The 24,908-nt window shown below is 70.0% G+C and carries 20 protein-coding genes, 1 tRNA gene and 1 pseudogene; 8 read left to right on the top strand and 14 right to left on the bottom strand.

The window, feature by feature from the left end:
• Positions 1-45 precede the first annotated feature (45 nt).
• Both AB0B68_RS05515 and AB0B68_RS05510 read right to left on the bottom strand, forming a co-directional pair.
• A complete protein-coding gene (locus tag AB0B68_RS05515; RefSeq protein ID WP_091405515.1) occupies positions 46-615 on the bottom strand; it encodes a GNAT family protein in 570 nt (189 codons plus the stop codon).
• On the bottom strand, positions 612-2,015 hold the full coding sequence (locus tag AB0B68_RS05510) for a cobyrinate a,c-diamide synthase (protein ID WP_357257981.1): 1,404 nt from the start codon (positions 2,013-2,015) through the stop codon (positions 612-614). The genes AB0B68_RS05515 and AB0B68_RS05510 overlap by 4 nt, the downstream gene beginning before the upstream one ends.
• Before the next feature lie 205 nt (positions 2,016-2,220).
• Between AB0B68_RS05510 and AB0B68_RS05505 the strand changes: the two genes are divergently transcribed.
• Positions 2,221-3,042, top strand: coding sequence for an SURF1 family protein (locus AB0B68_RS05505; RefSeq protein WP_357202368.1), 822 nt, complete (start codon positions 2,221-2,223; stop codon positions 3,040-3,042).
• A 10-nt stretch (positions 3,043-3,052) separates the two neighbouring features.
• Here the strand turns inward: AB0B68_RS05505 and AB0B68_RS05500 are convergent, their stop codons facing one another.
• The 5 genes from AB0B68_RS05500 to AB0B68_RS05480 form a co-directional block, all read right to left on the bottom strand.
• Complete coding sequence (locus tag AB0B68_RS05500) at positions 3,053-4,645, bottom strand: ATP-dependent DNA ligase (protein WP_357257979.1); 1,593 nt, start codon at positions 4,643-4,645, stop codon at positions 3,053-3,055.
• A 257-nt stretch (positions 4,646-4,902) separates the two neighbouring features.
• Complete coding sequence (locus AB0B68_RS05495; protein ID WP_030333429.1) at positions 4,903-5,109, bottom strand: hypothetical protein; 207 nt, start codon at positions 5,107-5,109, stop codon at positions 4,903-4,905.
• A gap of 77 nt (positions 5,110-5,186) precedes the next feature.
• A complete protein-coding gene (locus AB0B68_RS05490) occupies positions 5,187-6,533 on the bottom strand; it encodes a dipeptidase (protein ID WP_357258050.1) in 1,347 nt (448 codons plus the stop codon).
• Between the two features lie 36 nt (positions 6,534-6,569).
• The gene (locus AB0B68_RS05485; protein WP_357202977.1) at positions 6,570-7,715 is read right to left on the bottom strand and encodes a M48 family metallopeptidase; all 1,146 of its coding nucleotides are present in this window, start codon (positions 7,713-7,715) and stop codon (positions 6,570-6,572) included.
• A 67-nt stretch (positions 7,716-7,782) separates the two neighbouring features.
• Complete coding sequence (locus tag AB0B68_RS05480; RefSeq protein ID WP_357202933.1) at positions 7,783-8,427, bottom strand: hypothetical protein; 645 nt, start codon at positions 8,425-8,427, stop codon at positions 7,783-7,785.
• Between the two features lie 147 nt (positions 8,428-8,574).
• On the opposite strand from AB0B68_RS05480, the gene AB0B68_RS05475 reads away from it, so the two are divergent.
• Positions 8,575-8,976 carry a rhodanese-like domain-containing protein gene (locus AB0B68_RS05475; RefSeq protein ID WP_355009007.1) on the top strand — a complete coding sequence of 134 codons (402 nt, stop codon included), beginning with the start codon at positions 8,575-8,577 and terminating at the stop codon, positions 8,974-8,976.
• A gap of 125 nt (positions 8,977-9,101) precedes the next feature.
• On the opposite strand, the gene AB0B68_RS05470 is transcribed toward AB0B68_RS05475, so the two are convergent.
• The 3 genes and pseudogenes from AB0B68_RS05470 to AB0B68_RS05460 all read right to left on the bottom strand — a co-directional run bounded on the left by AB0B68_RS05470 (position 9,102) and on the right by AB0B68_RS05460 (position 12,764).
• Positions 9,102-10,643, bottom strand: coding sequence for a cobyric acid synthase (locus AB0B68_RS05470; protein WP_357257977.1), 1,542 nt, complete (start codon positions 10,641-10,643; stop codon positions 9,102-9,104).
• Between the two features lie 170 nt (positions 10,644-10,813).
• Positions 10,814-11,752: pseudogene (locus AB0B68_RS05465) on the bottom strand (cobalamin biosynthesis protein); the annotation flags it as partial.
• Between the two features lie 214 nt (positions 11,753-11,966).
• On the bottom strand, positions 11,967-12,764 hold the full coding sequence (locus tag AB0B68_RS05460; protein ID WP_357257975.1) for a single-stranded DNA-binding protein: 798 nt from the start codon (positions 12,762-12,764) through the stop codon (positions 11,967-11,969).
• Between the two features lie 303 nt (positions 12,765-13,067).
• On the opposite strand from AB0B68_RS05460, the gene AB0B68_RS05455 reads away from it, so the two are divergent.
• Together AB0B68_RS05455 and AB0B68_RS05450 are read left to right on the top strand one after the other, a co-directional pair.
• Positions 13,068-13,487, top strand: a complete 420-nt coding sequence (locus tag AB0B68_RS05455; RefSeq protein ID WP_355008931.1) for an HPF/RaiA family ribosome-associated protein — start codon at positions 13,068-13,070, stop codon at positions 13,485-13,487.
• Positions 13,488-13,637: 150 nt separating this feature from the next.
• Positions 13,638-14,693, top strand: a complete 1,056-nt coding sequence (locus AB0B68_RS05450; protein ID WP_357257973.1) for an alpha/beta hydrolase — start codon at positions 13,638-13,640, stop codon at positions 14,691-14,693.
• A 21-nt stretch (positions 14,694-14,714) separates the two neighbouring features.
• Here the strand turns inward: AB0B68_RS05450 and AB0B68_RS05445 are convergent, their stop codons facing one another.
• Positions 14,715-15,410 carry a hypothetical protein gene (locus tag AB0B68_RS05445; protein WP_357257971.1) on the bottom strand — a complete coding sequence of 232 codons (696 nt, stop codon included), beginning with the start codon at positions 15,408-15,410 and terminating at the stop codon, positions 14,715-14,717.
• 160 nt (positions 15,411-15,570) lie between these two features.
• Here AB0B68_RS05445 and AB0B68_RS05440 point away from each other — a divergent pair.
• Positions 15,571-15,643, top strand: a tRNA-Arg gene (locus AB0B68_RS05440).
• Between the two features lie 122 nt (positions 15,644-15,765).
• Positions 15,766-17,157, top strand: coding sequence for a UDP-N-acetylmuramoyl-tripeptide--D-alanyl-D-alanine ligase (gene murF / locus AB0B68_RS05435; protein WP_357257969.1), 1,392 nt, complete (start codon positions 15,766-15,768; stop codon positions 17,155-17,157).
• 59 nt (positions 17,158-17,216) lie between these two features.
• On the opposite strand, the gene AB0B68_RS05430 is transcribed toward murF, so the two are convergent.
• Entirely contained in the window at positions 17,217-18,344 is a 1,128-nt protein-coding gene (locus AB0B68_RS05430; protein WP_357257967.1) for a hypothetical protein, read from the bottom strand.
• A 222-nt stretch (positions 18,345-18,566) separates the two neighbouring features.
• Entirely contained in the window at positions 18,567-20,012 is a 1,446-nt protein-coding gene (gene murC / locus AB0B68_RS05425; protein ID WP_357257965.1) for a UDP-N-acetylmuramate--L-alanine ligase, read from the bottom strand.
• Between the two features lie 1,005 nt (positions 20,013-21,017).
• On the opposite strand from murC, the gene AB0B68_RS05420 reads away from it, so the two are divergent.
• Positions 21,018-22,373 (top strand): Tat pathway signal protein, encoded by a 1,356-nt coding sequence (locus tag AB0B68_RS05420; protein ID WP_357257963.1) that lies wholly within the window; start codon positions 21,018-21,020, stop codon positions 22,371-22,373.
• Positions 22,374-22,403: 30 nt separating this feature from the next.
• Positions 22,404-22,898 carry an SAM-dependent methyltransferase gene (locus tag AB0B68_RS05415; RefSeq protein ID WP_357257961.1) on the top strand — a complete coding sequence of 165 codons (495 nt, stop codon included), beginning with the start codon at positions 22,404-22,406 and terminating at the stop codon, positions 22,896-22,898.
• An 80-nt stretch (positions 22,899-22,978) separates the two neighbouring features.
• Here AB0B68_RS05415 and AB0B68_RS05410 read toward each other — a convergent pair whose 3' ends face one another.
• The gene (locus tag AB0B68_RS05410; protein WP_357257958.1) at positions 22,979-24,532 is read right to left on the bottom strand and encodes a serine/threonine-protein kinase; all 1,554 of its coding nucleotides are present in this window, start codon (positions 24,530-24,532) and stop codon (positions 22,979-22,981) included.
• Between the last annotated feature and the right edge of the window lie 376 nt (positions 24,533-24,908).

The following is a 24,908-nucleotide window of genomic DNA, read 5'->3' as shown; positions in this document are numbered from 1 at the left end:
CAGCGCAGGTCAGCGGGGCTCAGCGCAGGTAGGCGGGGCTCAGGCTCAGCGCAGGTCGGCGGCGACGAACGACCACAGCTCCAGATCCACCCGGCCTCCGCTGACGAACCCGGCGTTGCGCAGCAGCCCCTCGTAGCTGAACCCGGCCTTCTCGGCGACCCGGCGCGAGGCCAGGTTGCCGGGAGCCACCCGCAGCTCGACCCGCTGGAAGCCGTGCTCCAGGATCAGCGCGATGGCCACCGCATCGACCGCCTCGGCGGCGAAGCCGAAGCCCCGCGCGTGCGCCGCCATCGCGTAGGAGATCTCGGTGAGGCGGGCGCCCCAGTCGGTGCGCCGGGTCCACAGGGAGCCCACCACCTGGTCGTCCTCCCGCCGGAGCACCGCGTAGTGGTCACCCTCTCCGCTGTCGCGCCGCTGCCGGGCCAGATCGGTGCACCAGGCCAGCCCGTCGATCGGGCCGGAGTCGTCGGGCAGCGGCAGCCAACGCCGGGTGAGCTTGTCGGCGAAGATCTCCCCGGCCGCCGCCGCGTCGGCCGCTGTGAGCTGCCGCACCTCGGTACGCGGGGTGGAGACGGTCAGCGCCGGGAATCGGCGCACCGCCACCTGGCCGATCACACCGACACCTCGCCCGACTGCGCGGGCACCACCTCGCTCGTCGGATCGGCCGCCGCCGCGGCGACCAACCGGGCCGCCGTCGCCGGATGGCTCGCCCAGTGCAGCGTGAGCTGCGAGGCGTGCACGTTGCGCCAGACGAAGCCCTCGGGCGTGCCGCCGTCCCAGCTCCAGGCCGCGCGCTGACCGGCGCGGGGGGTGAGCACCGCGCGGTGTGCCTTGTGCCCGACCAGCACCGTCCCGGTGGCGGCGACGACGCTGTCGGTCTGGGCGGTCGCCTCCCGGTAGCCGGCCACCACCCCGTCACGGCTGACGCCCACCGCGTCCAGGACGCCGCACATCGGCAACCCGTCCAGCTCCCGGGCCAGCCAGAGCAGCCCGGCGCCCTCGGCGATCACCGGACGCCCGGTCCGCGCCAACTCGGCCACCGCGATGCAGAGCCGCCGGTTGGCCGACAACTGCTCGGCGTACGCCTCGGGCAGCGCGCCGCCGACGACCAGCGCGCGAGTGCCGACCGGCAGCGCCTCGTCGCGCAGCGGGTCGACGACGACGACCTCGGCGCCGGCGGCCCGGAGCAACTCGGTGGTCTCCGGGTGGCTGAAACTGCCGCCCGGCCCACCGGCCACCGCCACCAGTGGGCGGTTCGCCGGGGGTGTGAACGTGCCGAGGGCCTCCTCGGGAGACCAGGCCGGCGCCGGCAGCGGCGGGGCGGAGCGGGCCAGCCCGAGCAGCCGTTCCAGGTCGACGGTGGCGGCGACGGCCTCGCCCAGCCGGCGCACTGCACGGACGGCGTCGGCCGAACCCTCGACCACCGGGGCCACGCCGTGCCGCCGCGACGGCAGCACCGCCGGCAGGTCCTGTCGACGCAGCGCGCCGTAGACCGGCACCCCCACGTCGTCCAACGCCTCGCGCAGCATCCCCTCGTGCCGCGACGACGCCACCCGGTTGAGGATCACCCCGCCGAGCCACAGCTGCTCGTCGTACGAGCGGAAACCGTGCACCAGGGCCGCCACCGACTGGCCCATCGCGGCCACGTCGACAACGAGGACCACCGGGCTGCGCAGCGCGGCGGCCGCGGCGGCAGTGGACTCCTGCTCGGGACGGCCACCGACCGAGTCGTACAGGCCCATGCTGCCCTGCACCACGGCCAGCCCGGCACCGGCGGCGCCGTGCGCCACCAGCGGGGCGAGCCGGTCGAGGCCGACCAGTCGGGGGTCGATCACCCGACCCGGTCGGCCGGAGGCGAGACCGAGATAGGCGGCGTCGACGTGGTCCGGCCCGAGCTTGAACCCGGCGACGTCGACCCCTCGCTCGGCCAGGGCGGCTAGCAGCCCGATCGCCAGCGCGTTCTTACCGTGCCCGGAGGACGGCGCGCTGAGCACCAGGCGCGGCACGACGGTCATCATCGACTCCTCGCGAGCGGCGGCGGGTACGCGACGGGACGACCGAGGCCGATCCGTCGGCGTGACGATACCCGCCCGGCTGGAGGCGCGAGCACCGCCAACCGGGGTGCCCGGCCCGGCCCTGGCCGGACGCCCGGTCGCCGGTCCCGACCCATCCGGCCCGGTCCAGGTCAGTGGCGCCGGTCATACGAGTAGCCTCGGTGCCGTGTACCGGTTCCTGCTGAGCCCACGCTGGCTGGGCGCTCTCGCGCTGACCCTGGTCGCGGCCGCCGTCATGGTGTTCCTCGGCAACTGGCAGCTCGACCGCTACCGGGGGCGCACCGAGGTCAACGAGCGGATCGACGCGGGCCAGCGGATGGCTCCGGTGCCGCTCATCGACGCGCTGCGCGCTCCCGCCGGCGGCGCGGGGACGGCCGGTCCGGCCCCCGCCGAGGACAAGGTCTGGACCCGGGTCACCGTCACCGGCCGGTACGACCCCACGAACACCGTGCTGGTCCGTGGCCGCACGGTGGACAGCCGGGTCGGTTTCGAGGTGCTCACCCCGTTGGTGCTCGCCGACGGCACGGCGGTGCTGGTGGACCGGGGCTGGATCCCGCCGGCGCCCGGTGGGGCGACCGCCCAGCCGTCGGTGCCGGCCGCGCCGACCGGAGATGTGACTGTGGTCGGCCGGGTGCACGAGACCGAGAGCGGCGCCGGCGCTGTGGCCCGACGCGACGGGCTGCTGGAGATCCGGCGGATCGGGGTGTCGCGGCTGGCCGGCGAGCTTCCCTACCCGGTCTACGGCGCTTACGTGCTGCTTGACGAGCAGACCCCGGCAGCCGATCCGGTGTTCAAGGCGGTGCCGGTCGGGCACGCCAACAACTGGCAGAACTTCGGCTACGTCGTGCAGTGGTGGCTGTTCGCGGTGATGGCGCTGTTCGGCTACGGCTGGGTGGCCCGTCGGGAGGCCCGCCGGGCCGCCGGAATCGGCACCACCCCGGCTCCGCTGGACCGGGCCGCCGAGCCGACGCCGACCGCCTCCGCCTGACCTCGCCCGGTCAGCTGGTGACGCGGCCGGCGTGGATGGCGCGGACCGCGTCGATGGTGTCCGCCTCGGCGGCGGACTTGTCGTCGCGATAGCGGACCACCCGGGCGAACCGCAGCGCCATCCCACCGGGATAGCGCGAACTCGTCTGCACCCCGTCGAAGGCGATCTCCACCACCTGCTCGGGCCGGACCCGGACCACCCAGTCGCCGCGTTCCACGGCGAGGTCGAGGAATCGTTCGGTCTGCCACCGCAGCAGCTCGTCGGTGAGCCCCTTGAACGTCTTGCCGAGCATCACGAAGTCACCGGTGCGCGCGTCACGCGCACCCAGATGCAGGTTGGACAACCAGCCCTTGCGTCGGCCGCTGCCCCACTCGACGGCGAGCACCACCAGGTCGAGGGTGTGCCGCGGTTTCACCTTGACCCAGGCGGCACCGCGCCGGCCAGCGTCGTAGGGGGCGTCCGGCGCCTTGACCACAACGCCCTCCTGCCCGGCGTCGAGCGCGGCGGCGAACGCGGCGGCGGCCTGCTCCGGGCCGTCGACCTCCATGCGACCGACCAGCAGCGACGAATCCACCGAACCGGCGAGGGCGGCCCACCGCTCCCGGCCGGGACTGTCAATCAGATCCTGGCCGTCGAGGTGCAGCAGGTCGAAGAAGTACGGGGTGAGCACCGTGGCGCCCGTGCTCGCAGCCGCCGCGAGCACCGCCGGAGCGACAGGTGTGCGCCCGGTGGCGCTGGGGGTGGTGCGTCGGGCGGCCCGGCTCGACGTCTGCTGGAACGGCAGTGGGCGGCCGGTCTCGTCCAGGCCGATCGCCTCGCCGTCGAGGACCAACTCCCGGCCCGGCAGGGCACGGACCGCGGCGACCACCTCGGGCACCCGGGTGGTGATCTCGTCGAGGCTGCGGGTGAACACGGCGATGTCGGTGCCGGAGCGGTGCACCTGGATGCGGATGCCGTCGAGCTTCACGTCGACCACCGCCGGCGTGCCGGTCGCGGCGAGCGCCTCGTCGACCGAGGGGGCGCTCTGCGCGAGCATCGGCGCCAGCGGGCGGCCGACCTGTAGACCGAAGCCGGCCAACTCGGCGGCCCCTCCGGCCAGCGCGGCCACCGCCACCGCCCGGAGATCACCGGCGAGCAGCAGCGCCCGGCGGACCGTGGCGACCGGCACCTCGGCGGCCCGGGCCACCGCGTCCGCGAGGAGGCCGGCCTGGGCGCCCTGCCGTAGCTCGCCACTGAACAGGCCGGTGAGCAGCCGCTGCTCGTCGGTCGTCGCCGCCGCGTAGAGGGCGCCGAGCAGCGCCCGACGCCGAGCCTGTGAGCCTGAGCCGTGCACCGCGGCGATCTGCGCGATGGCCGCGTCCACGCCGGCCACCGTCAACGTCGGCTCGGCGGCCGGCGGCGGCAGGTCACGCAGGCTCGCGTAGCCGACGCCGGTCTGCCGTTGGCGCAGCTCACCGGCGAGATAGCCGGCGCCGGGCTCGACCTCGCCGGGGTCGAGCCGGCGCAGCGCGTCAGCGAGCAGCTCCACCTTGGCGCGTCGGCCGCTGGTGGCGCCGACGGCGGCGGAGGTGGCTGCCAGATCGAGGAACCGCACGCAGCTCATCCTGCCAGTCACCTCCGACACCGCCCGGGCATTGCCGTGCCCGGGCGGTGTCGGCAGGGTGCCGCCCGCTTACGCGGACGACGGATCAGGGCCTGGGCGTGTGTCAAAGTCCTCGGTCGAGCCGAGGCGGAGTCCAGGCGGCGATCCGGCAAGGCGGAGATTGGCTCGGATACCGGTGTTGTATCCGAGCCAATCTCCAACGCGGCCGGTCGTCGTCTGGGCCCGCCGCAGGCCGGCCAGGGGCTTTGACACACGCCCTAAGCGGAGACGGGTTCCTCGATGCGCAACCCCCGGGCGCGGACCTCGCCGGCGACCCGGGAGAGCACCGAGTCGAGGGCGACCAGTGCGGCGGAGAGCTCACCGAGCTGTTCGTTGAGCGTGTCCTCGGACCACGCGGAGACATCGACATCTCCCAGCGCGCTGACAGCGGCCCCCAACCGGGCCATCACCTCGTTCGTACTCATGTACGAAAGGCTATAACAGCTGACCATCCGACACGCCGTAAACTCCCAGATCAGGCCCAAAGTTGCCGTTCTGACACCTAACTGCTCACCGCCGCCGCCACGTTGCGCAGGAGCAGTGCCTCGGCCAGGCAGACCCGGGCGAACTCACCCAGATGCAGACTCTCGTTCGGGCCGTGCGCGCGGGCGTGTGGGTCCTCCACGCCGGTCACCAGGATCGCCGCCTTCGGGAACATCTCCTGGAAGGTGGCGATGAACGGAATCGAGCCGCCGACGCCGATGTCCACCGGGTCGGTGCCGTCCCAGGCGGTCCGAAAGGCCGAGCGGGCGGCGTCGAACATCGGCCCGGACGCGTCGATCACGCACGGGTCACCGTCGTGTTCGAAGGTGACGGTCACCTGCGCACCCCACGGCGCGTGCTGCTCCAGGTGCGCGCGCACCGCCGCGTACGCCCGCTTGGGGTCGTCGCCCGGGGCGAGGCGGATGCTGAGCTTCGCCTTCGCGGCCGGGACCAGGGCGTTCGGCGCCTCGCCGGTGGACGGCGCGTCGACACCGAGAATGGCCAGCGCCGGCTTGGTCCAGAGTCGATCGGTGATCCGGCCGGTGCCGATGAACTGCACGCCCTCGGCGAGCCCGGCCTCGGCCCGGACCCGGTCCTCCGGGTAGTCGACGGTGGCGCCCTCCCGGCCGACCAGGCCGTCCACGGCCACGTCACCGGCGTCGTCGTGCAGCGTCGCCAACAGCCGGACCAACGCGGTGAGCGCGTCCGGCACGGCGCCGCCGAACATGCCGCTGTGCACCGCGTGGTCCAGCGTGCGTACCTCGACGAAGCAGTTGACGATGCCCCGCAGCGAGGTGGTCAACGCCGGTACGCCGATGTCCCAGTTACCGGAGTCGGCGATGACGATGACGTCCGAGGTGATCGCGTCGCGGTGCTCGGCCAGCAGTTGCTCCAGCGAGTCGGAGCCGTACTCCTCCTCGCCCTCGATGAAGAGGACCACGCCGACCGGCAGCGCGTCACCGTACGCGCGCAGCGCCGCCACGTGCGCCATGATGCCGGCCTTGTCGTCGGCCGCGCCCCGGGCGTAGAGCCGGCCGTCCCGTTCCACAGGCTCGAACGGGTCGGACTCCCACAGCGACCGGTCGCCGACCGGCTGGACGTCGTGGTGGGCGTAGAGCAGCACGGTGGGCGCTCCGGGCGGGGCGGCCCGACGGCCGATCACCGCCGGCTGGCCGCCGGATCGCACGATGTCGACGTCCAGGCCACAGCCGCGCAGCAGCTCGGCGACCGCCTCGGCGGAGCGTTCCACGTGTGAGTGGTCGAAGCCCTCGAAGGCGATGCCGGGGATGCGGACGAGTCGTTCCAGGTCGGCCCGGACGCCGGGCATCTCCCGCTCGACGGCGGCCCGTACCTCGGACTCGGTCATGATCGGTGAGGTCATGACCGGCATCGTATGCCGGCCTTACCGGGGTGTGCCGGCGGAGCCCGTACCGTCACCGCTGTCCGCGGGGCCGGCGCCGGCCCGCGCGCCCGGGGCGGCCCGCCCGGCGCGGTGTGCGCGGCCCGCCGCCTCGGTGGCGGCGTCCATCCAGGAACGCGCCCGACCGGCGGTGCCGCCCACCCACTCGCCGACGTCGCTCGCGCCGTCGCCGAGCCGGCGCAGCAACCCGACCAGTGGGTCGGTCGACCGGCTGAACTCCTCCCGGTACGACTCGGCAGCCGCCTTGATCTCCTCCGACACGCTTGTCGAGCTGTCGTCCTCGCGGCGCGGATAGTCCCCCGCCAGCACCCGCCCGTACGCCCCGGAGTCGATCCACTGGCGCAGCGACGCCGCCCGCGCCACCGGCACCGGGTGGGTGCTCCACGCGGTCATCCGGATCTTGTGCAGGCTGTCGCGCAGGTCGCCGCCACCGGCGTACTCGGCGGCCTGCTCCAGGAAGGCTGTGGTGTCGACCTGGGACAGGTCACCGCCGCCGGCGAGCTTCATCAGAAGCCGCAGCGCGGCGGCCGGGTCCTGCCCGGCGAGCAGGCCGGCCCGGTCGGCGGAGAGCTCCGCCTTGCGCCACCACTCCAGCATCGCCGCGATGATGGCGCGCAGCGCGATCGCGCCGACCGGCAACCAGCTCAGGTTGGCCGCCCACCGGGTGAGGATCATGAGCATGGTCTTGTAGACCGCGTGCCCGCTGCCCACGTGGCCCAACTCGTGGCCGAGCAGGCAGCGCAGTTCGTCCTCGTCGAACTGCTGCACGCAGGCGGAGTTCAGCACGATGAACGGCCGCTCCAGCCCGACCGCCTCGGCGCCCAACCAGGGCGACTGGGTCACGTACAGCTCGGGCAGTTCGGCCACGTCGAGCGCCGCCGCGGCCTCGGTGTAGCGCTGCCACACCGCCGGATACTGCCGGTGGTCGACCCGGATGCCGGAGGCCAGCACGGACAGCCGGAAACCGCGCTCGTTCCACATCCCGAAGAACGCCCGCACCACGTCGTCGAAGCCGCGCAGCTCCCGCAGCGCGACCAGGGCACCACGGTCGGCCGGGTGCTCCCAGGCCCGCGAGCTGATGCCGGTGAGGGTGATCCGACGCCGCGCTGGCGCGTCCGCTGCCGTCATGATGGCTCCCCGTTCGCCGTAGCTCTCCGCATCGTGCCGCAGACCGTGGCCCACGTCCATGCCCCGCTCATCGCAGCCGCACGTAGTACCGGTCCGCGTCGAACGGCAGTGTCGGCGCGCCGTCCACCACCAGGTCGGCGTGGGTAGCGGTCTCGTCGACGGCGAAGTGCGCCCGCTCGCCGTCATGCCAGCGGCGCAGCTCGGGCAGGATCTCCGGCCCGTCCCGGGCGACCGCGCGCGCCAGCCGCAGCGACGCGGGCGCGGTGACGAACACGGCCAGCGTCAGCTCCGGCCGGACGACCGCCCGAGCGGCGCTGACCCCCTCGACCACCAGCACCGGAGCCACCGGAACCGGAACCGGCCGGGGCAGGAAACACCGCCGGACCCAGCTGTACCGCCGGTAGGCACCCGGCTCACCGACACGCAGCGGGGCGAGCACCCCCTCGTCGAGCCGGGGCCAGAAGGTGACCTGGTCGTCCCACCCGTCCAGCAGGTCGTCCGTGTGCACCACCGGCGGTCGGCCGCCGAGCGGCCCCGCCAGGGCATCCGCGAGCTGCGCGGCGAACCGGCTCTTACCCGCGCCACTCGGCCCGTCGACCGCGACCAGCCGGGTCCGCCCCAACCGCGCCGGGCTCGCGAGCACCCGACGAGCCAGTTCGGCGTACGCCTCGACAACCGCGACTGTCGGTCCGGCGGTTCCCGGGTTCAGCACAGCCTCAAGTGGTGCATGACCGAAGTATGCCGCCACCACCGCCGCCGTCACGTCCGGGGGAATTGGGGCGGCGACGGGTGACGGGCGGCCCGTTCGCCGCCCGGGGTGCCACCGAATCGGCATGATCGGGTGGTGCTCCGAGACGTGATGAGCCCCGGTATAGACGCCCTGCTCGAACAGGCCCGTGCCGGGCTGCACCGACTGACTCCGCAGCAGACCGTCGAGGCGGTCCGCGGCGGCGCGTTGCTGGTCGACACCCGTACCGAACTGCAGCGCCGCGAACAGGGCGACCTGCCGGGCGCGGTCGTCGTCGACCGGACCGTACTGGAGTGGCGCCTCGATCCGGCCAGTGCCTGGCGGATCCCGGAAGCCACCGGGTACGACCGGGAGATCATCCTGGTGTGCCGACAGGGTTACAGCTCCAGCCTGGCCGCCGCCAGCCTGCAGACCCTCGGGCTGCGCCGGGCCACCGACATGATCGGCGGCGTGGACGCCTGGCTCGCCGCCGGCCTGCCCACCACCGACCGTCCCGCCGACATCCGCCCCTGACTCCCCCGACCCCGCCACTCACGTTCCGTTGCGGGCGGTCGGTCCGCGCAAGATCGTGCCGGGTGGGCGTGGCCCCCACGACGAGGATCGAGCACGACCACCCTCCACAGGGGACGGTAAACCGGTCAGGAGGGTGGAGGACCGGGTGGGATGAAGGGCAGGTCGGCGGGTGGGCCGGCTTCGATGAGACGCCAGAGGGCATCGGTGTCCAGGTGTTCCTCGACCAGGTCGCCGAGCAGGTCGAGCGAGTTTTCCCGGGCGGCGGCGAAGCTGGTGGCCGGTGCGACCCGGAACCCGCTGCGACCGGCCAGGCGAGCCGATTCGGTGAGGAACCACCGGCGGAACTCGTCGGACTCGAACGCCCCGTGCCAGTGCGTGCCGTGCACCACGCCGAGCACGGCGCCCTCTCCGACGCCGTCGTCGCCGGTCAGCAGCGGGGTCAGGGTGGGGTCGGCCTGCGAGACGTACCCGTGGTGGATCTCGTAGCCCCGCACGGGAAGGCCACCGGGGCCGGTGCCCACCGACTGCCGGACGGTCTTGCGCGGGTCGAAGGTGATGTCGATGGGCAGCAGACCGAGCCCCGGCACGCTGCCCTGCCGGCTCTCCACTGGATCGTGGATGGCGCGGCCGAGCATCTGGAAGCCCCCGCAGAGGCCGAGCAGGGGCTTGCCGGCCGCCACATGGGTCGCCACCGCGTCGGCGAGACCGGTCTCGCGCAGCCACCCGAGGTCGGCGACGGTGGACTTGGAGCCGGGTAGGACGACCAGGTCGGCGGCGGCCAGTTCGGCCGGTTCGATGGTGAGGCGCACCCGGACGCCCGGCTCGGTGGCGAGCGCCTCCACGTCGGTGGCGTTGCTGATCCGGGGTAGGCGGACGACGGCCACGTCCAGCCATTCCCTGCCGTGCGGGGCGGCGGGTCGACCGAGCACCCGACCGTAGGCGAGTGAGTCCTCCGCGTCGAGCCACAGGTCCAGTGACCAGGGCAGCACCCCGTACGTCGGGCGGCCGGTGACCTGACGCAGCATGTCCAAGCCCGGCTGGAGCAGCCCGAGGTCGCCCCGGAACTTGTTGATCACGAATCCGGCGATCAGCGCCTGGTCGGCCGGGTCGAGCAGGGCCACGGTGCCGAACATCGAGGCGAAGACACCGCCCCGGTCGATGTCGCCGACGACGATGGTGGGCAGGTTGGCGTGCCGGGCCAGCCCCATGTTGACGTAGTCACCGGCCCGCAGGTTGATCTCCGCAGGGCTGCCGGCGCCCTCGCAGATCACCACGTCGTACGTCTCGCGCAGCTCGGCCAGCGCGGCGTACGCGGTTTCGGCGAGCCGGGGACGCAACTGCCGGAAGGTGCCCGCGGTGATCGTGTCGACCGCCTCGCCCAGCAGCACCACCTGACTGGCCAGGTCGCTGCCCGGCTTGAGCAGCACCGGGTTGAACCGCAGGTCGGGTGCGAGCCCGCACGCCGCGGCCTGCATGGCCTGGGCGCGCCCGATCTCGCCGCCGCGCCCGTCCGCCCCGACGACCACCGCCGAGTTGTTCGACATGTTCTGCGCCTTGTACGGCGCCACCTTCACGCCCTGCCGGTGCAGCCAACGGCAGATGCCGGCGGTGAGCACGCTCTTGCCAGCGTCGGACGTCGTGCCGGCCACCAGCAGCCCGCCGCTCACCTTCCACTCCCCCGGCGCACCCCGGCAGCCCTGCCCATCCCGACGGCTCGCAGCACGTGCTCACCGGCACCGGCCGACCGCGGGGCCCCGGCCACGCCACTCAACCCGCGTTCACCGGCCATAACCGCCGACCCTCGCCGGCCCGCACCGGTCAGTGCACGCCTGCTCAGCGCACCGACCAGCCGGCCGAGCGTCACCGGGTACGCGGCGGCCAACCCGACGGCGGCCAGCCCCACCGCGCCGGAGATCCGGGCGGCCCGCTTCAGGTGCCGCGCCTCGGGGCGGGGACCGTCGCCGAGGAACGGCCGCACCTCGGAGCGCCCGAAGTAGACGTTGCGACCACCGAGGCGGACCCCGAGCGCGCCCGCCATCGCCGCCTCGCACTGACCGGCGTTGGGGCTCGGGTGGTCGTTGCGGTCCCGCCGCCACACCTGCCAGGCGCGCTGCCGGTCCCCGTGCGCGACCGGCGCGACGGCGATGGTGAGCAGCCCGGTCAGCCGGGACGGCAGGAGGTTGAGCGCGTCGTCCAGCCGAGCGGCCGGCGTGCCGAACCGCGCGTAGCGCGTCGACCGGTGCCCGACCATCGCGTCGAGGGTGTTCGCGGCGCGATAGCCCAGCAGCCCGGGAAGACCAGCGACCGCACCCCAGAGCAGCGGTGCGACCACCGCGTCGGAGGTGTTCTCCGCTACCGACTCGACTGTGGCACGGGCCAACTCCGACTCGCCCAGCGTCGACGGGTCCCGCCCGCAGAGGTGACCGAGACGTCGCCGGGCAGCGGGCAGGTCACCGTTACGCAGCGTACGACCCATGACGGTCGCCTCGTGTCGTAGCGTGCGGCCGCCCAGCACGGTCCAGGTGCCGGCCGCCACCAGCACCGCCCGGGTCACCGGCCGGTGGCGGGTAGCCGCCGCGGCGACCGCCCCGAGCAACACCGGCCCGCCCACGGCCAGCGCGGTGAATGCCGTACCCGCCGTTCGGTCCGGGCGGTAGAGGTGGCGCTCCAGCGCGCCCGCTGCCTGCCCGAAGCCAGCCACCGGGTGCCACCGGCGGGGGTCACCGAGCACCCTGTCCAGCGCGTACCCGGCCAGCAGCCCCACCGCGTTCGCCATCGGCGCTGTCCGTCGCACCCGCACCACCTCCGGCCGGCCAGCCTAGACGAGCATCCCGTGAACCAGCCCAACCCACGGTGCCGCACCGGCAACGAGGACCCGTCGCGTGACGGCCGGCAACCCGCCGACGTCCTGTCACGCGGGGTGACGACGCTGGTCGCGCCGCCACCCCGCCCCCGTCGTGCCGCTCAACCGCGACGGCCGAGCCGATCGATCAGGCTGGTTGCGGAATCCGGCCCCGACCACGCCGCCCTCGACCGGGCTGCGCCGGCTCCGGCTGCCCCTCGTCGGGCACCGAACCCAACTCGATGTCCAGGTCACCGTCGGGGTTGTCGTCGTCCGCCTCGGGCGACGGGGCCAGCTCGTCGTCGAATGCCGGCGCAGCGTCGGCCGGCCCGCCCTGTCCGCCGCCCGCAAGCGCTCCGCCGTCACCGAGGACGCCGCCGCTCGGAGGGCTGTCGTCGTCGGCCGGGACGTTGCCGAACGCGCTGGTTCGCAGCTCCGCGTAGTCGGGCAGCTCGAAGTCGTCGTCCAGCGGACCGTCGTCGGGCAGCACTGGCGCCTGCCCGGCCGGCACCGGCTCGGTGGGCTCGCCGTGCACCCGGCTCTCGGCCTCCGCGTCCTCCACCGTGCTGGTCGCCATGCTTGGCCGGTTGCGCAGGAAACGGGCGCGCCCCCGGGACAGGTCATGGCCGACGGCCACCGCCTCCAACTCGTAGAGCGTGCGGTGGTTACCGCCGTCGTCGGTCCAGTCGCGGGTGTAGAGCCGCCCGCAGACCACCACCGGATCGCCGACCATGACGGAGGCCGCCACCCCCTCGGCGAGCTTGCGCCAGCAGTTGACGCGGACGCGGAGCGAATTGCCGTCAACCCACCGGCCGCTGTCCCGGTCGAGTCGGCGGGCGGTGGAGGCGACCTTGAAGTTGGCCACCAGGGTGTTGCTCTGGGTCGTACGCCGCCACTCGGGCGTAGTCAGCACATTGCCGACGATTGTCACGTAAGTGTCGAACATCGTCCCTCCAGGGGGATCGGGGCCTGCCAGCGCGAGTCGACTCGACACGAGCATCGACACTGAGGGCGCCCTTTGCGAGCGCCCGTCCCCGACCTGTGGATGACGAACCCACCTGTGGACAACGCCCTGATCAAGCCCTGCTGTGGTACGCCCGACCCACCCGACCCGCCGTCCACGGTTTCCCAGGCCGCCCGAACTGGGTAAGGACTTGATCAACGCACCACCGACAGCTCCACGTCGACGAGAGGTCAGCGCCATGATGATCACTACCATCGGCTCCGCGAACGCTTCCGAGGCGCAGCGATGAGCGCCGTGGCGAACCCGGCCACCGTGGCTGAGTGCCTGCGGGTGGGCGCCGGGTTCTCCCAGGGCGACCGCAACTGGATCGCCGAGCAGTTCGGCACCCTCGACGCCCGGCTCGCCAGCTTCCACGCCGATGCCACCGAGCTGGAGGTGTCGGTGAAGGACCGGGAGGCGCGCGGTCAGAAGGTCACCCTGGAGTGCTGGATCGCCGGCCGACAGAAGATCGTCACCACCTCCACCGAGGAGGACCTGCACGCCGCCCTCAATGACGTCCGGGACGACCTGCGCCGCAAGCTCAACGACGCCAAGACCCGCCAGGAGCCCCGGCACAACAAGCACCTGCGCGACGTCCCGCAGCCGCAGATCGACGCCGACGAGCCCGTCGACCCGGCCCTCCGCGCCGACGCGGAAACCGCCTGACCCACGCCACGCCCCCGCGATCTTGCACTTTCGAACGCCGAATGGCGGCAATCGCCCCTTACGCCGGGACACAAAGTGCAAGATCGCGGGGGCGAGCATCGGGCGGGCGTGGGCTACCGCTGGGTAGGTTGGCGGCGTAGCGTCGCGTTCGTGGAACCGGACGTGTTGGGGCCGCCGTACGAGCGGCAGACGATCGACCTGGGCACCGACGACGAAGGCCCCGTCGTCGCGACGCTGGTCCGGCGGCGGGCCGAGCGCCCCACCGGGCGGGCTGTGCTCTACGTGCACGGCTTCGTCGACTACTTCTTCCAGACTCACCTGGCTGACTTCTTCGCCGAGCGAGGCTGGGATTTCTACGCGCTCGACCTGCGTAAATACGGCCGGAGTCTGCTCCCGGCCCAGACCCCGAACTTCTGCCGCGACATCAGCGACTACTTCCCCGAGCTGGACGCCGCCGCCGAGATCATCCGCAAGGACGACGGGCACGACACCCTGCTGGCGATGGGCCACTCCACCGGTGGCCTGATCATCTCGCTCTGGGCGGACGCCCGCCGCGACACCGGCACCATCGACGGCCTGGTGCTCAACAGCCCCTTCTTCGACCTGAACGCCCCCTGGGCGGTCCGTCGACCCCTCGCGGCCGCCGTGTCCCGGCTGGGCCGCAGGGCGCCGCACCGCATCCTGCCGTTCGGGCTGGGCACTGTGTACGGCGAGAGCCTCCACGCCGACCACCGCGGCGAGTGGACCTATGACCTGGCGTGGAAACCGCTGGCCGGGTTCCCGGTCACCGCCGGCTGGCTGAACGCGATCCGCATCGGCCAACGCCGGCTGCGCGCCGGGCTGAACATCCAGGTGCCGGTGCTGCTCGCCTGCTCGACCCGATCGTTCCGGGGCACCAAGTGGCACGACAACGCGACAGTGGCCGACGCCGTACTGGACGTCGAGCACATGGTCCGCTACGCGCCCCGCCTCGGCCGCCACGTCACGATGGCGCGCTTCGACGGCGGGTTGCACGACCTCACGCTCTCCGGCCCGGCCGTGCGGACGAAGGTCTTCGACGAGGTGGGCCGCTGGGCCGAGGCGTTCCTCGCCGCCGGCCCCACCGCCCCGGCCGACGCCACCCCGACCGATGCCGACCGCGCTGACACAGCGCCGACCAGCACGCAGACGGCCGACGCGGCGGGGGCCGCGACGCCCGGCGGCTGACCAGGCCGGACGGCGCGCGGCTCAGATGTCGCCGGGCGTCGCCGGGAGGACGGCACGGATCCGGTCGAAGGTCGCCACCGGGTGCGCGCCGACACCGGGCAGGACCAGGCCCAGGCAGTACGGGGAGACCTCACCGGTGGGCTCAGCCTGAACGATGAAGACCGGCGCGCCGACGTACCCCGGCGGCAGTTCGGTGGTGATCAGCACGGCGTCCCCGTCGCGGACCACCCGCTCGATCGCGACCTCCAGCGGCCGCGACCCGTCTTCGCGTACCCCATGGGCCAGCACGAGAGCGGAACTGGCGTCGGCGCCGAGGCGGGCGACCACCTCGGGCCCGGCGGCGATCCCCGCCGGCACCGGCTGCACGCGCCACCGCCAGCCGCCGTCGCCGGCATACCGGTGCAGGCCAGCGGTCGGCAACACCGCGACCCCGTCGCCCGGGAAGCGGGCCCAACCGGGCACGATCTCGGCCTCCGAGATGGCGGCCGGGGCCACCCCCGCCGGCTCGGTGACGCTCGCCCGCAGGCCCAACTCACCAGCCGAACCGACCACCAGGTCGGCCGCCGTCAGCAGCGAATCCCCCACCGGGTCGTCGCCGCCCCGGAAGAAGAACGCGGTACCGACGTCGCCCGTTGACCGGTACGGCAGGATGGCGCGACCGACGACCTGGCACAGCTCGTAGGCGACGTCGCTCTCGGCGTCGGAATCCAGCAGCACGAGCCAACGCTACGGTCCGGGGCCGGACCGCTTCGAGGTAACCCGGATGCCCGCTACGAGGCGGACGTGAGACCCTGCTCGGCAACGTGGACACGGGCACCCTTTTCTCCGCCGGGCAATGCGACGGCGGTACCCTCTGGGCGCGACATCCACGCCACACGCGCCCGTAGCTCAGCGGATAGAGCAGGGGACTTCTAATCCCAAGGCCGCAGGTTCGAATCCTGCCGGGCGCACCCCTACAAGGCGGAGCTTTAAGCAGATGGCTACCAGCCGCGGGCCGCCGACATGCAGCAACACCGACCAATGGACCGCCCGCAGCGTCAGCCTTATTCGGTAAGTTCATCTCGTGCTTGCGATGACTCTGCAAGAGATCACGGCCGCCGTTGGTGGAGCCGTCCACGACGCCCCCGACCCGGTGGCGATCACCGCCCCGGTCGTGTTCGACAGCCGGCGGATTGAGCCGGGCGGGATGTTCGTGGCGCTGCCCGGTGAGCGCGTCGACGGGCACGACTACGCCGCCCAGGCGATCGAGGCCGGCGCGGCGGCCGTGCTGGCATCACGGCCGGTCGGCGTCCCGGCGGTGGTCGTCGACGACGTACCTACCGCCTACGGACGCATCGCCCGCGTGGTCGTGGACCGGCTCCCGAAGACCACGGTGATCGGTGTGACCGGCTCGGTAGGCAAGACCTCAACCAAGGACATCCTTGCCCAAGTGCTTCCCGCCTGGGGCGAGACGGTTGCTACCCGGGCGTCCAACAACAATGAGCTTGGGTTGCCGTACACGGTCACGCGCGCCACTGCCAACACCCGCTATCTCGTTTTGGAGATGGGCGCACGAGGGATCGGGCACGTGGCCTACCTGACTGGGATCGCCCCGCTCACCGTCGGCATCGTTACCCGCGTCGGGCACGCGCACCTTGGCGAGTTCGGTTCGGTGGAGAACATCGCCCATGCCAAGGGTGAGATCGTTGAAGCCCTGCCCGCAGCGCACGACGGCGGGCTGGCGGTGCTCAACGCCGACGATGAGTTGGTGGCCGCGATGGCGAGCCGCACACGCGCCCGCGTGCTCACCTATGGGATCGAGAGCCCGGCGGACGTGCGGGCCGAGAATGTGACGTTGGACGAGCTGGGACGCGCCGGCTTCCGGCTCATGTACGACGGACAGACCGCCGAAGTGCGGTTGCGCCTCTACGGGCTACACCAGGCGTCCAACGCGCTCGCCGCCGCCACCGTCGCTCTCGGGCTGGGACACCCGATCGAAGCCGTGGCCCAGGCGGTATCGCAAGCCGAAGCGGTGTCACCAGGCCGGATGCAGGTCACCACCCGCGCGGACGGGGTGACGGTCATCAACGACGCCTACAACGCCGCGCCCGACGCCATGCGCGCCGCACTACGCGCCTTGCACGCGATGACCGGCGACGGTCAGCGGGCGGTCGCGGTGTTGGGCGAGATGAATGAGTTGGGCGAACACGCCACGCAGGTGCACCGCGAAATCGGCCAACAGGTAGCCGAGATCGGGGCCGGGTGGCTGGTGGCGATCGGCGGAACAAACGCCGACCAGTACGCGGCCGGGGCCGGCGGCACCGTGGTTGATCGCGCGGTGGACGTGCAGCAGGCGTGGGAAATGCTGCGGGACGGCCTCCGGCCGGGCGATGTGGTGTTGGTGAAAGCATCGAACAGCGCCGGGCTCCTCGCGCTCGCGGACAAGCTGATCGAGGAACCCGGCGCTATTACCGCCCAGGCGTAAGGGTCACGCGGACAACGCCACCGTGGTCAACCATGTCACTTAGCGTGGCTGCTCGTCTGTCAGGTGCCACCAACTACTTGTATGGCGTCCAACAGCAGCGCAGGCACCACGTCGAGCGCCTGATCTAGGATGTGCTCGATAGCACTGGCTTCGACGGACGAGTCGATCTGGATCATCCGCGCCCAGTTGTTCGGCTCGTATCGCGCCATCATCGATAGCGCGAAAAGCACGGTCCACCATGCCAGAAGCGGGTGCAGCGACCCTGCCATGCTCCCAACCTTCGGGAACACCCACCAGTCTCCCGCCCCTCGATATCGCGTGGCCTTCAATTGATGAGCCTGCTTACCCCACTCGACGCTAGCGGCATTCGGGTAAGGCCAATAGACGTTCAGGTGACTGTATGTCCCACTGCCGTCTGAACCACCCCAGCCAATGGACCCACCACCAGGGTTCGGAAAGATGTAACCAGCAAGCGACGGATAGTGGTCCAGGAAGGCACTCAGCTTCGCCTGATCGTCACCACATTCCCTGCGCACAGTTCCTGGCACGTACCCCAGTAACGCTTCATAGAACGCGACGGTTTTGAACTGGTCAACACGGATAGAACCAACGCCATGTAAGGGCTCAGAAACACCCTCAAATGAAAGTGCTGCGTGCTGCGATGCCTCATCGAGGGGCACCTTGTGCGACTCTGGCAGTAGTGGCCAAAGTTCCCCGACCGAGATCTTCTCGTCCGCTTTCAGGCACTCGGCACCAAGAGCAACGGCGACACCCGGCAGCAGCCCAGTCCACTCAGCATGCACGCGGACCTTTGCGATCCGGCCCTGACTGGTGTTGGTCGCCTTGACACCATGCCCGCCCAGCTTCCATGGAAGGTCCTGAGTCTTCATTCGGCTGCGGTCATCACGGTCGGGCACCTGAATGCTGGCTGGCAGACGGGGCGAAGCGGCGGCTATCGCACGACCTCCCTGGGACAGGGCGTAGAACAACTGGAGAGGACGGGTGGCGTACCCGGCGCTCTCCGCTGCATCCATCAACTGCTGCGCCTGCTCTAGAGCAGACTGAAGAGTCTCGCGGCGCCCCCGGTCGGATGCGGCAGCACCGGGTGGAGAAACCCTCAAGCCCCGCAGTTGCCGCCATACCTCTTCGCGGTTGGGGAGGCTTAGATCCCGCCAGGTCATGGCCATTGATCTTGATCCCTCCCGTCGGGTGCTGATGAGAGTACCGCGCGAGAGTAGACGCGGACCTGACCAACCTTCCAGTTAGGACCGACGCTAACTCGACCAGGTCAACCTAGCCGTCGGTCGGGCGATGTGGTGTTGGTTGAGGCATCGAACAGCGCCGGACTCCTCGCGCTCGCGAGCAAGCTGATCGAGGAACCCGGCACTGTCATCTCCTAGGCGTAAGGATCACGCGGACAACGCGACCTCGGAACGCTGGCTCAGGGCGTCCAGGATCGCCGCACTGTAGCCGGCCACATCACCGGTGCCCATCGTCAGAACCACGTCACCGCGACCGGCCATCCGCCCGACGAGCCGGGCCACGTGGTCCGCGCCGAGCGGCAAGCAGTATTGACCGTCGCGCAACTGAGTCACGATCACTGTTGCGTCGGCCGCCGGCCGCCCCTGAGGCACGGTGCCGTGCACGTCGAGCAGCAGGACGTGATCGGCCTGGTCCGCCAGGAGCCGGCCGATCCGCCTACCGAAGGCCAGCACCCGGGCGTGCCCGGACGGCTGGAACACCACGATGACCCGGCCACGAGCCAAGGTGCGCGCGGCCTCCAGGTCGGCGGCAATCTCCTTCGGATGATCGGCGTAGGAGTCAATCACCGTCACCCCGGCCCGAGTGTCGACGTGCTCGAAGCGACGGCGTACCCCCGAGAAGGTGCACGCCGCTCCCGCTACGTCGGCGGGGTCCAAGCCCAGGGCCACCGCACACGTCACGGCCGCAACCGCGTTCTCCAGGTGGTGCACCGCCGGGGTCGGCAGAGTCTGCCGCACCGTCGTCCCGTTCGGCATCCGGACGGTCGCCGAAACGCTCCACCCCTCGGCGCGCACATCGAGCAGGCGGATATCGGCTGTGCGGCTCCGGCCGTAGCGCAGCACCGTCAGGTCGGGTCGCTCGTCAGCGATGACCTCGGCGGCCACGTTCGCACCCACGCAGTCGGCGTTCGCGACCAGGAACCCGCGAGAAGCGATCCGGCAACCGAACTCGACGTAGGCGCGCATCACCGCGGCGTGGTTGATGAAGTTCTCCGGGTGGTCGTCTGTGACGTTGGTGATGATGGCGATCGACGGGGTGAGGAAGTGGAACGACCGGTCCGACTCGTCGGCCTCAGCGACCAGCAGCTGAGACCCGCCGAGACGGGCGCCAGAGCCCGGCCCGGTCAGGTCAGCCCCGATCAGGTAGGTCGGGTCCTCCCCGAGGGTGCGCAGGATGTGGGCCAGGATGCCGGTCGTGGTGGACTTGCCGTGCGAGCCGGACACCGCGACGAGCCGCCGATTGGCGCTGAGCGCGTCGAGAACTTGCGCCCGGTGAACCACCGGGATACCGGCGGCACGGGCCGCCTCGATCTCCGGCGCGTTGTGGGCAACGGTGGTGTAAACGACGCAGCTCGCGCCCTGCACGTGGGAGGCGTCATGCCCCACGTGCACCCGCACGCCCGCCACGCCCAGGGCCGCGAGTGTGGCGGAGTCGTTCAGGTCGTTGCCGCTGACCTGGTGGCCCAGTTCGGCCAGCAATCGGGCCAGTCCGGACATCGCGGACCCACCGACGCCCACGAAGTGCGGGCGGGACAGGTCAATGGGGCCGGTGTAAGCCTCGGTCGTCGGGTTACCAGTGATCGTGTCGGTCATGGTGCCGTGTCTCCTTCGATGTGAGAGCTGACGGGTTACGTGCCGTGAGCTGACGTGCGAGGGGGTCCGCTCCTTCCGACGGGTGCGATTCCTTGCGCGCGGCCGGGGTGGCCTCGGGTCACCGCCTCGGCCGCGCGGATCCAATCGATATGCGTCGGCCTGTAGGGAGAGGCCGGAGACGGTGGCACGCCACCATCGGGAAACTGGAGATAGCCAGTGGCCGGCGGCGCAGCACCAGATGCCTGTTGCTTCCGCTCTCGCTTGCGCGCTCCGCGGCACGAGGGACACGCACACGGGCGGCCACCAGGGAAGCGGAGTGACCGGTGCGGGCGATGCCTTGGTCGGATCAGGTCCGCGTCGTCGTCATCCATGCGCACCGTCACTGCTTCCGCAGGGTGGGGTGTTCACGACGCCCCCTACGACGGCACGAGACGATGCCCCGAAGAGTGCAGGGCCGCCGATCCGACGCGCGTTGATCAGCTCAGGGCGTGTCGCTCCCGGGTTCCGCCTGGGTAGACGCAGGGAGTGGCGGAATACGCGAACGGCAGCTTCGCGTTGTGGGCACGACCCCGACTTCCCGCAGCCGGCGCAACAACCATTTGCACTCAGAGCCGTGTGCCGATCCAATACCAGTTGCGCCCTGTCGATCTGCCCGCCGCCGGAGTAAGTAGTCACGCGATTTCGCCTCCCGAGGGGGCAGGGCACGCCGCATGAGCAACAACCTCTCGCCCACACGACGCACCCTGCCCGTCACCCACCACCACGGCGCACACCGCTCGTAGCAATGGGGATTCCGCCCAGATTTCAGCCACACAAGACCGACGCGAAGCGGGGCTAATGTATTTGCCGATTCGTCGTCGTCTTGCGCACCTACAGCGAATCGCAAACCACCGCCGTTAGGTACTCTGTGACGCACGTCGAAGCGGTGAACGTGGTGAAAGATCGACTTATATGCGGGGGTACACAGTGCCGCAAGCGGGACCCGGCAACACCAAGCTCGCAGCCGTGATCGCGGAAGCTGGGATGTCCCACGCCGAGGTGGCACGAGCACTGGTCCGCGTCGCTCAAGAGAGCAACGTGGACGAACTGACCGGGGTCGGCCGCTCCCACGTCTCGCACTGGATCGCCGGCTCGAAGCCTTCCGGACGAGCACCCGCGCTGCTCTGCGAGGCGTTGTCACGCAAGCTCGGACGCGTGCTGACCTTGGATGACATCGGCCTGCCAGCTCCACTGCTGTCCTCAGCGGACATGATTGGGTGGCGAGTCGATACGCTGGCTGCGCTGACCGAACTCGGGAGAGTCGACGTGGACGCTGAGCGCAGGCGCGTTCTGGGCACTGCCGCCTACTCGCTTGCTGCGCTTGCCCTGCCAGCCGATCCCTGGTGGACGCGCATGGTCAAGCTGGGCCAAGCGCGCGGCACGCCCGCTGGCAGGACCGTAGGCAGAGGCGACGTTGACGCGGTACACGACATGGTGTCGCTGTTCTCGCGCGTGGACCAGCGCCGGGGCGGCGGGCACGCCCGATCAGCAGTGGTCCAATATCTCAGCTCCGACGTGGCGGCCTACCTACGCGGGCGCTACGCAGACGAAAAGCTGAGACGCGACATGTTCACCGCGGCCAGCGAGCTTTCTTACCTTGTGGGATGGATGGCGTTTGACAATGGCGAACACAACGTCGCGCAGCACTATTTCAACATCGCAGTGAAGTTAGCTGCCGAAGCCGACAACCCGGCGATGGCGGGCCACGTCCTCCGGGCGATGGCACACCAGGCGATCGACCTTGGGCACCACAAACACGCTCTCGATCTCGCCGATGCCTCGGTGCACGGCGACCGCTACGAGACGGCAGCTCCACGGGAACGCGCTCTCATAGGAGTGGTCCATGCTCGCGCTCTAGCAGTAAATGGCGAGACCCAACATTCGGCCCGCGCGCTGCTCCGAGCAGAGGACGACCTTGCCGCCGCCACCCAAGGAGACGACGAGCCCGGACGAGTCTTCTTCTTCGCTGAGGCCAGCCTCGCGCACGAGACGGCATGCGCGTTACGTGACACCGGCGACCTAGCGGGGGCGACAAGTCATTTCCGCCGCAGTGTCAGGACACGCAAAGCGGCAGCCTTCACCCGAACCCACGCCGTCACGCTTGGTTACCTCGGGGCAGTGCAGGCCCGGCAGGGTGAGATTGAGGAAGCCTGCGCAACGTGGTCCCGCGCCCTCGACGCGATGGACGGCGTTCGCTCGGGCCGTACGCGTCAGGTAGCCGCCGAGATGCGCGCCATCCTCTCCCCCTACCAAAACCGAAAGATCCGAGTGGTCCAGGAGATCGATGCACGCGCCAAGAGCTACCTCTCTACTTCTGCCTAGAAGAAGTCACATACAGACCGGGAGGCCGGAATGGCAGCCGAAGAATTCACCGTGGAGTCCATTGCTCGCGTCGTAGGGGGAAGAACCGAGCCAACAGACGACTACTGGGGCGGAACCAGAGCTGTCATTCGAGTCGATAAAGAACGCTTCACGCCAGAAGCCACCAAAGGACTTGAGGAGTTCTCCCATCTTGAGGTCGTATTTCGCTTCCATCTCACCGATCCCACTGACCTGAACCTCGGTACACGTCGCCCCAGGGACAACCCGGAGTGGCCGGAAGTCGGCATCTTTGGCCATCGCAACATGCGTCGGATCAACTGGCTGGGCGTAAGCCGGTGCCGGCTGATCAAGGTCGACGGGCTGGACCTGCATATCGAGGACCTGGACGCGGTGGACGGCACTCCGGTCCTCGACATCAAGCCGTGGTTCTCAGAGTTCGGGCCACGGGGCTCGGTGCAGCAAGCCAGGTGGAGCACCGAAATGCTGAAAGGCTATTTCGCCCCACAAGACGGTCAATCGACCTGATATGCAGCGGGCGCCCGCACCCCTGTCGTACCGGGATCGCCATGATCGAGTCTCTGGGACACGACCGATTGAGGCAGAGCTCATTGCAGCAAATCAATTATGGTCGACCCTGTTCGCCAACTGCCCTTCACTGGTCGATCCGAGAATTGCGAAGGCCGACGCAGGTCGCCGGAAGCGCAGTCAGCAAACCAGCCGGCCCATCGATTGACAAAGCCGTCAAGCTCGTCAATTACGACTGGCGTGAAGGGCCACGCAACGGCGTAGTCCCTTTCGAACGACAGGCCGTTTCCCAAAGCCTTTGCTGCATCATCATTGGGATCGAGTGCACACGGATCAATTTCGGGCCCCGAGGGGTGCAGCGCGCGTTGAGGCGTAAAGGCTGTTTCGAACCACTGGTATCGCCCCTCTTCCTGGGCGTCGCAATACCACAGAGAATGCGATCTACCCCGGTATGCCCTATCGTTTCGATTGCCCTTCTGGCGTTCAGCCGAAATCCGCGCATAATAAACAACATCAATCGGCAGCTCAAACCTGCTATGGAGGTCCATCTGCGCGCCGATTGGAATGATGAAATCGAGCGTTGCCTTGCTCAGGTTAATCGACCAGCCTTGAGGGCGCATGTGCTGTCGCCCGCTCACGGGATCGATGTCTGGCTCGGCAGTGTGACACACTGCCGAGGGCGCAGCTTCTAAAATCGACACCTTGACGGCATCCATAATCCGATTGAGCGCCTTGCTTGCCGATTTGGCTATGTCAGCACGGCGCTCCTTTTCGGAGCGGGCACGCTCAGCGGCACGTGCTTGTTCGCCAAGGCGGGCAACCTCAGCTCGATTCGCTTGGCGCAGAAGATCGAACCCTGTTCCAGGAACAGTGTGTGCAGCCCGTTCCAGCCGAGCTGAGATATTGCTTGGCGAGGGTCGAGTCTGCGGAGCCTTATACAGGCATTCCTCCACGAGGCTCACCAGGGCGACCGAGACGCCGTTCAGTGCAGGTGGCTCGTCATGCAAATGCTGATCCCGAAAGTCACCCAAACTGGGGCCTTTGAACGGCCAAGCACCGGCCAGCAACTCGTATGCCAGAACCCCGAAGGCGTATACATCGGTCGCAGAAGTAGCCCTCTCTGACCGCCACTGCTCGGGAGCAGCGTAAGGCGGGGTCATCGAGTATTTCTGCGTATCCGGTGCAGTCGTTGCTTCGGCGTACCGGGAGATTCCGAAGTCCGCAACGCACCAATGCCCGTCGAGTAAGAGAATGTTCTCGGGCTTGAGATCCCGATGAACAACTCTATCTTGCAGGTCGCTCAATGCAAGCGCCAGGTCCGATAGGATTGCAATCGCTTCCGTTGGGCTTAGGGCACTCTGCAAGTGCTGCCGAAGCGACATCTCCGCCCGAGGCATAATAATTACCCAGCTATCGGGAGTCTCGCCACTGTCGACGATTGGGACAACGTTCCTTGCGCCCTCAAGATCAACGAATAGAAGTTCCCGGGCGGATCCGGGCTTCTTCGGGATCAGCTTGGCAACTGCATCTTGATGACGCGGAGAACTGGCCGCAAAGACGCTGCCGAAGCCTCCCTCACCTATGCGCTCACCGAGCGCCCAATCCTCGCTGAGCTTCAGAGCCGTACTCGCCACCGAACGGTCACCCTTTCTCGCGGCCCCTGCCGGGCACGGACATCTTATCTGCCGGGCACGCGGCGCCCTAACATGGAATTTCCTCGTTTTGCCGCGCTGGATTGCATCCCTGCAACTCGCTTGCCTACGAGCAATCGGGTCATTCAGGCACGAAAGCTCCTGGCCGCAGCGGGTTGTCCTCGTGTCAACCCTCGGCAATACCTGTTCGTCATCCACGCCACCGAAACGCAATGCTGGCCGGATCCACCTGCTCACCTTCTTCGGCCTGCCCGGCTTGGCGGGGCGCAGCACCACCTCAACCAGGGCCGCAAGCACTGTCCGCCTCCATTGAATGTCATCCGAGGTGAGCCAACGCTCACCCTCTCCAGGACCGTGC

The organism is Micromonospora sp. NPDC049049 (assembly GCF_040649115.1).
In the GTDB taxonomy this organism is placed as follows: Bacteria; Actinomycetota; Actinomycetes; order Mycobacteriales; family Micromonosporaceae; genus Micromonospora.
The sequence above is the reverse complement of the archived record's forward strand: the minus strand, read 5'-3'. Positions and strand labels throughout refer to the sequence as shown.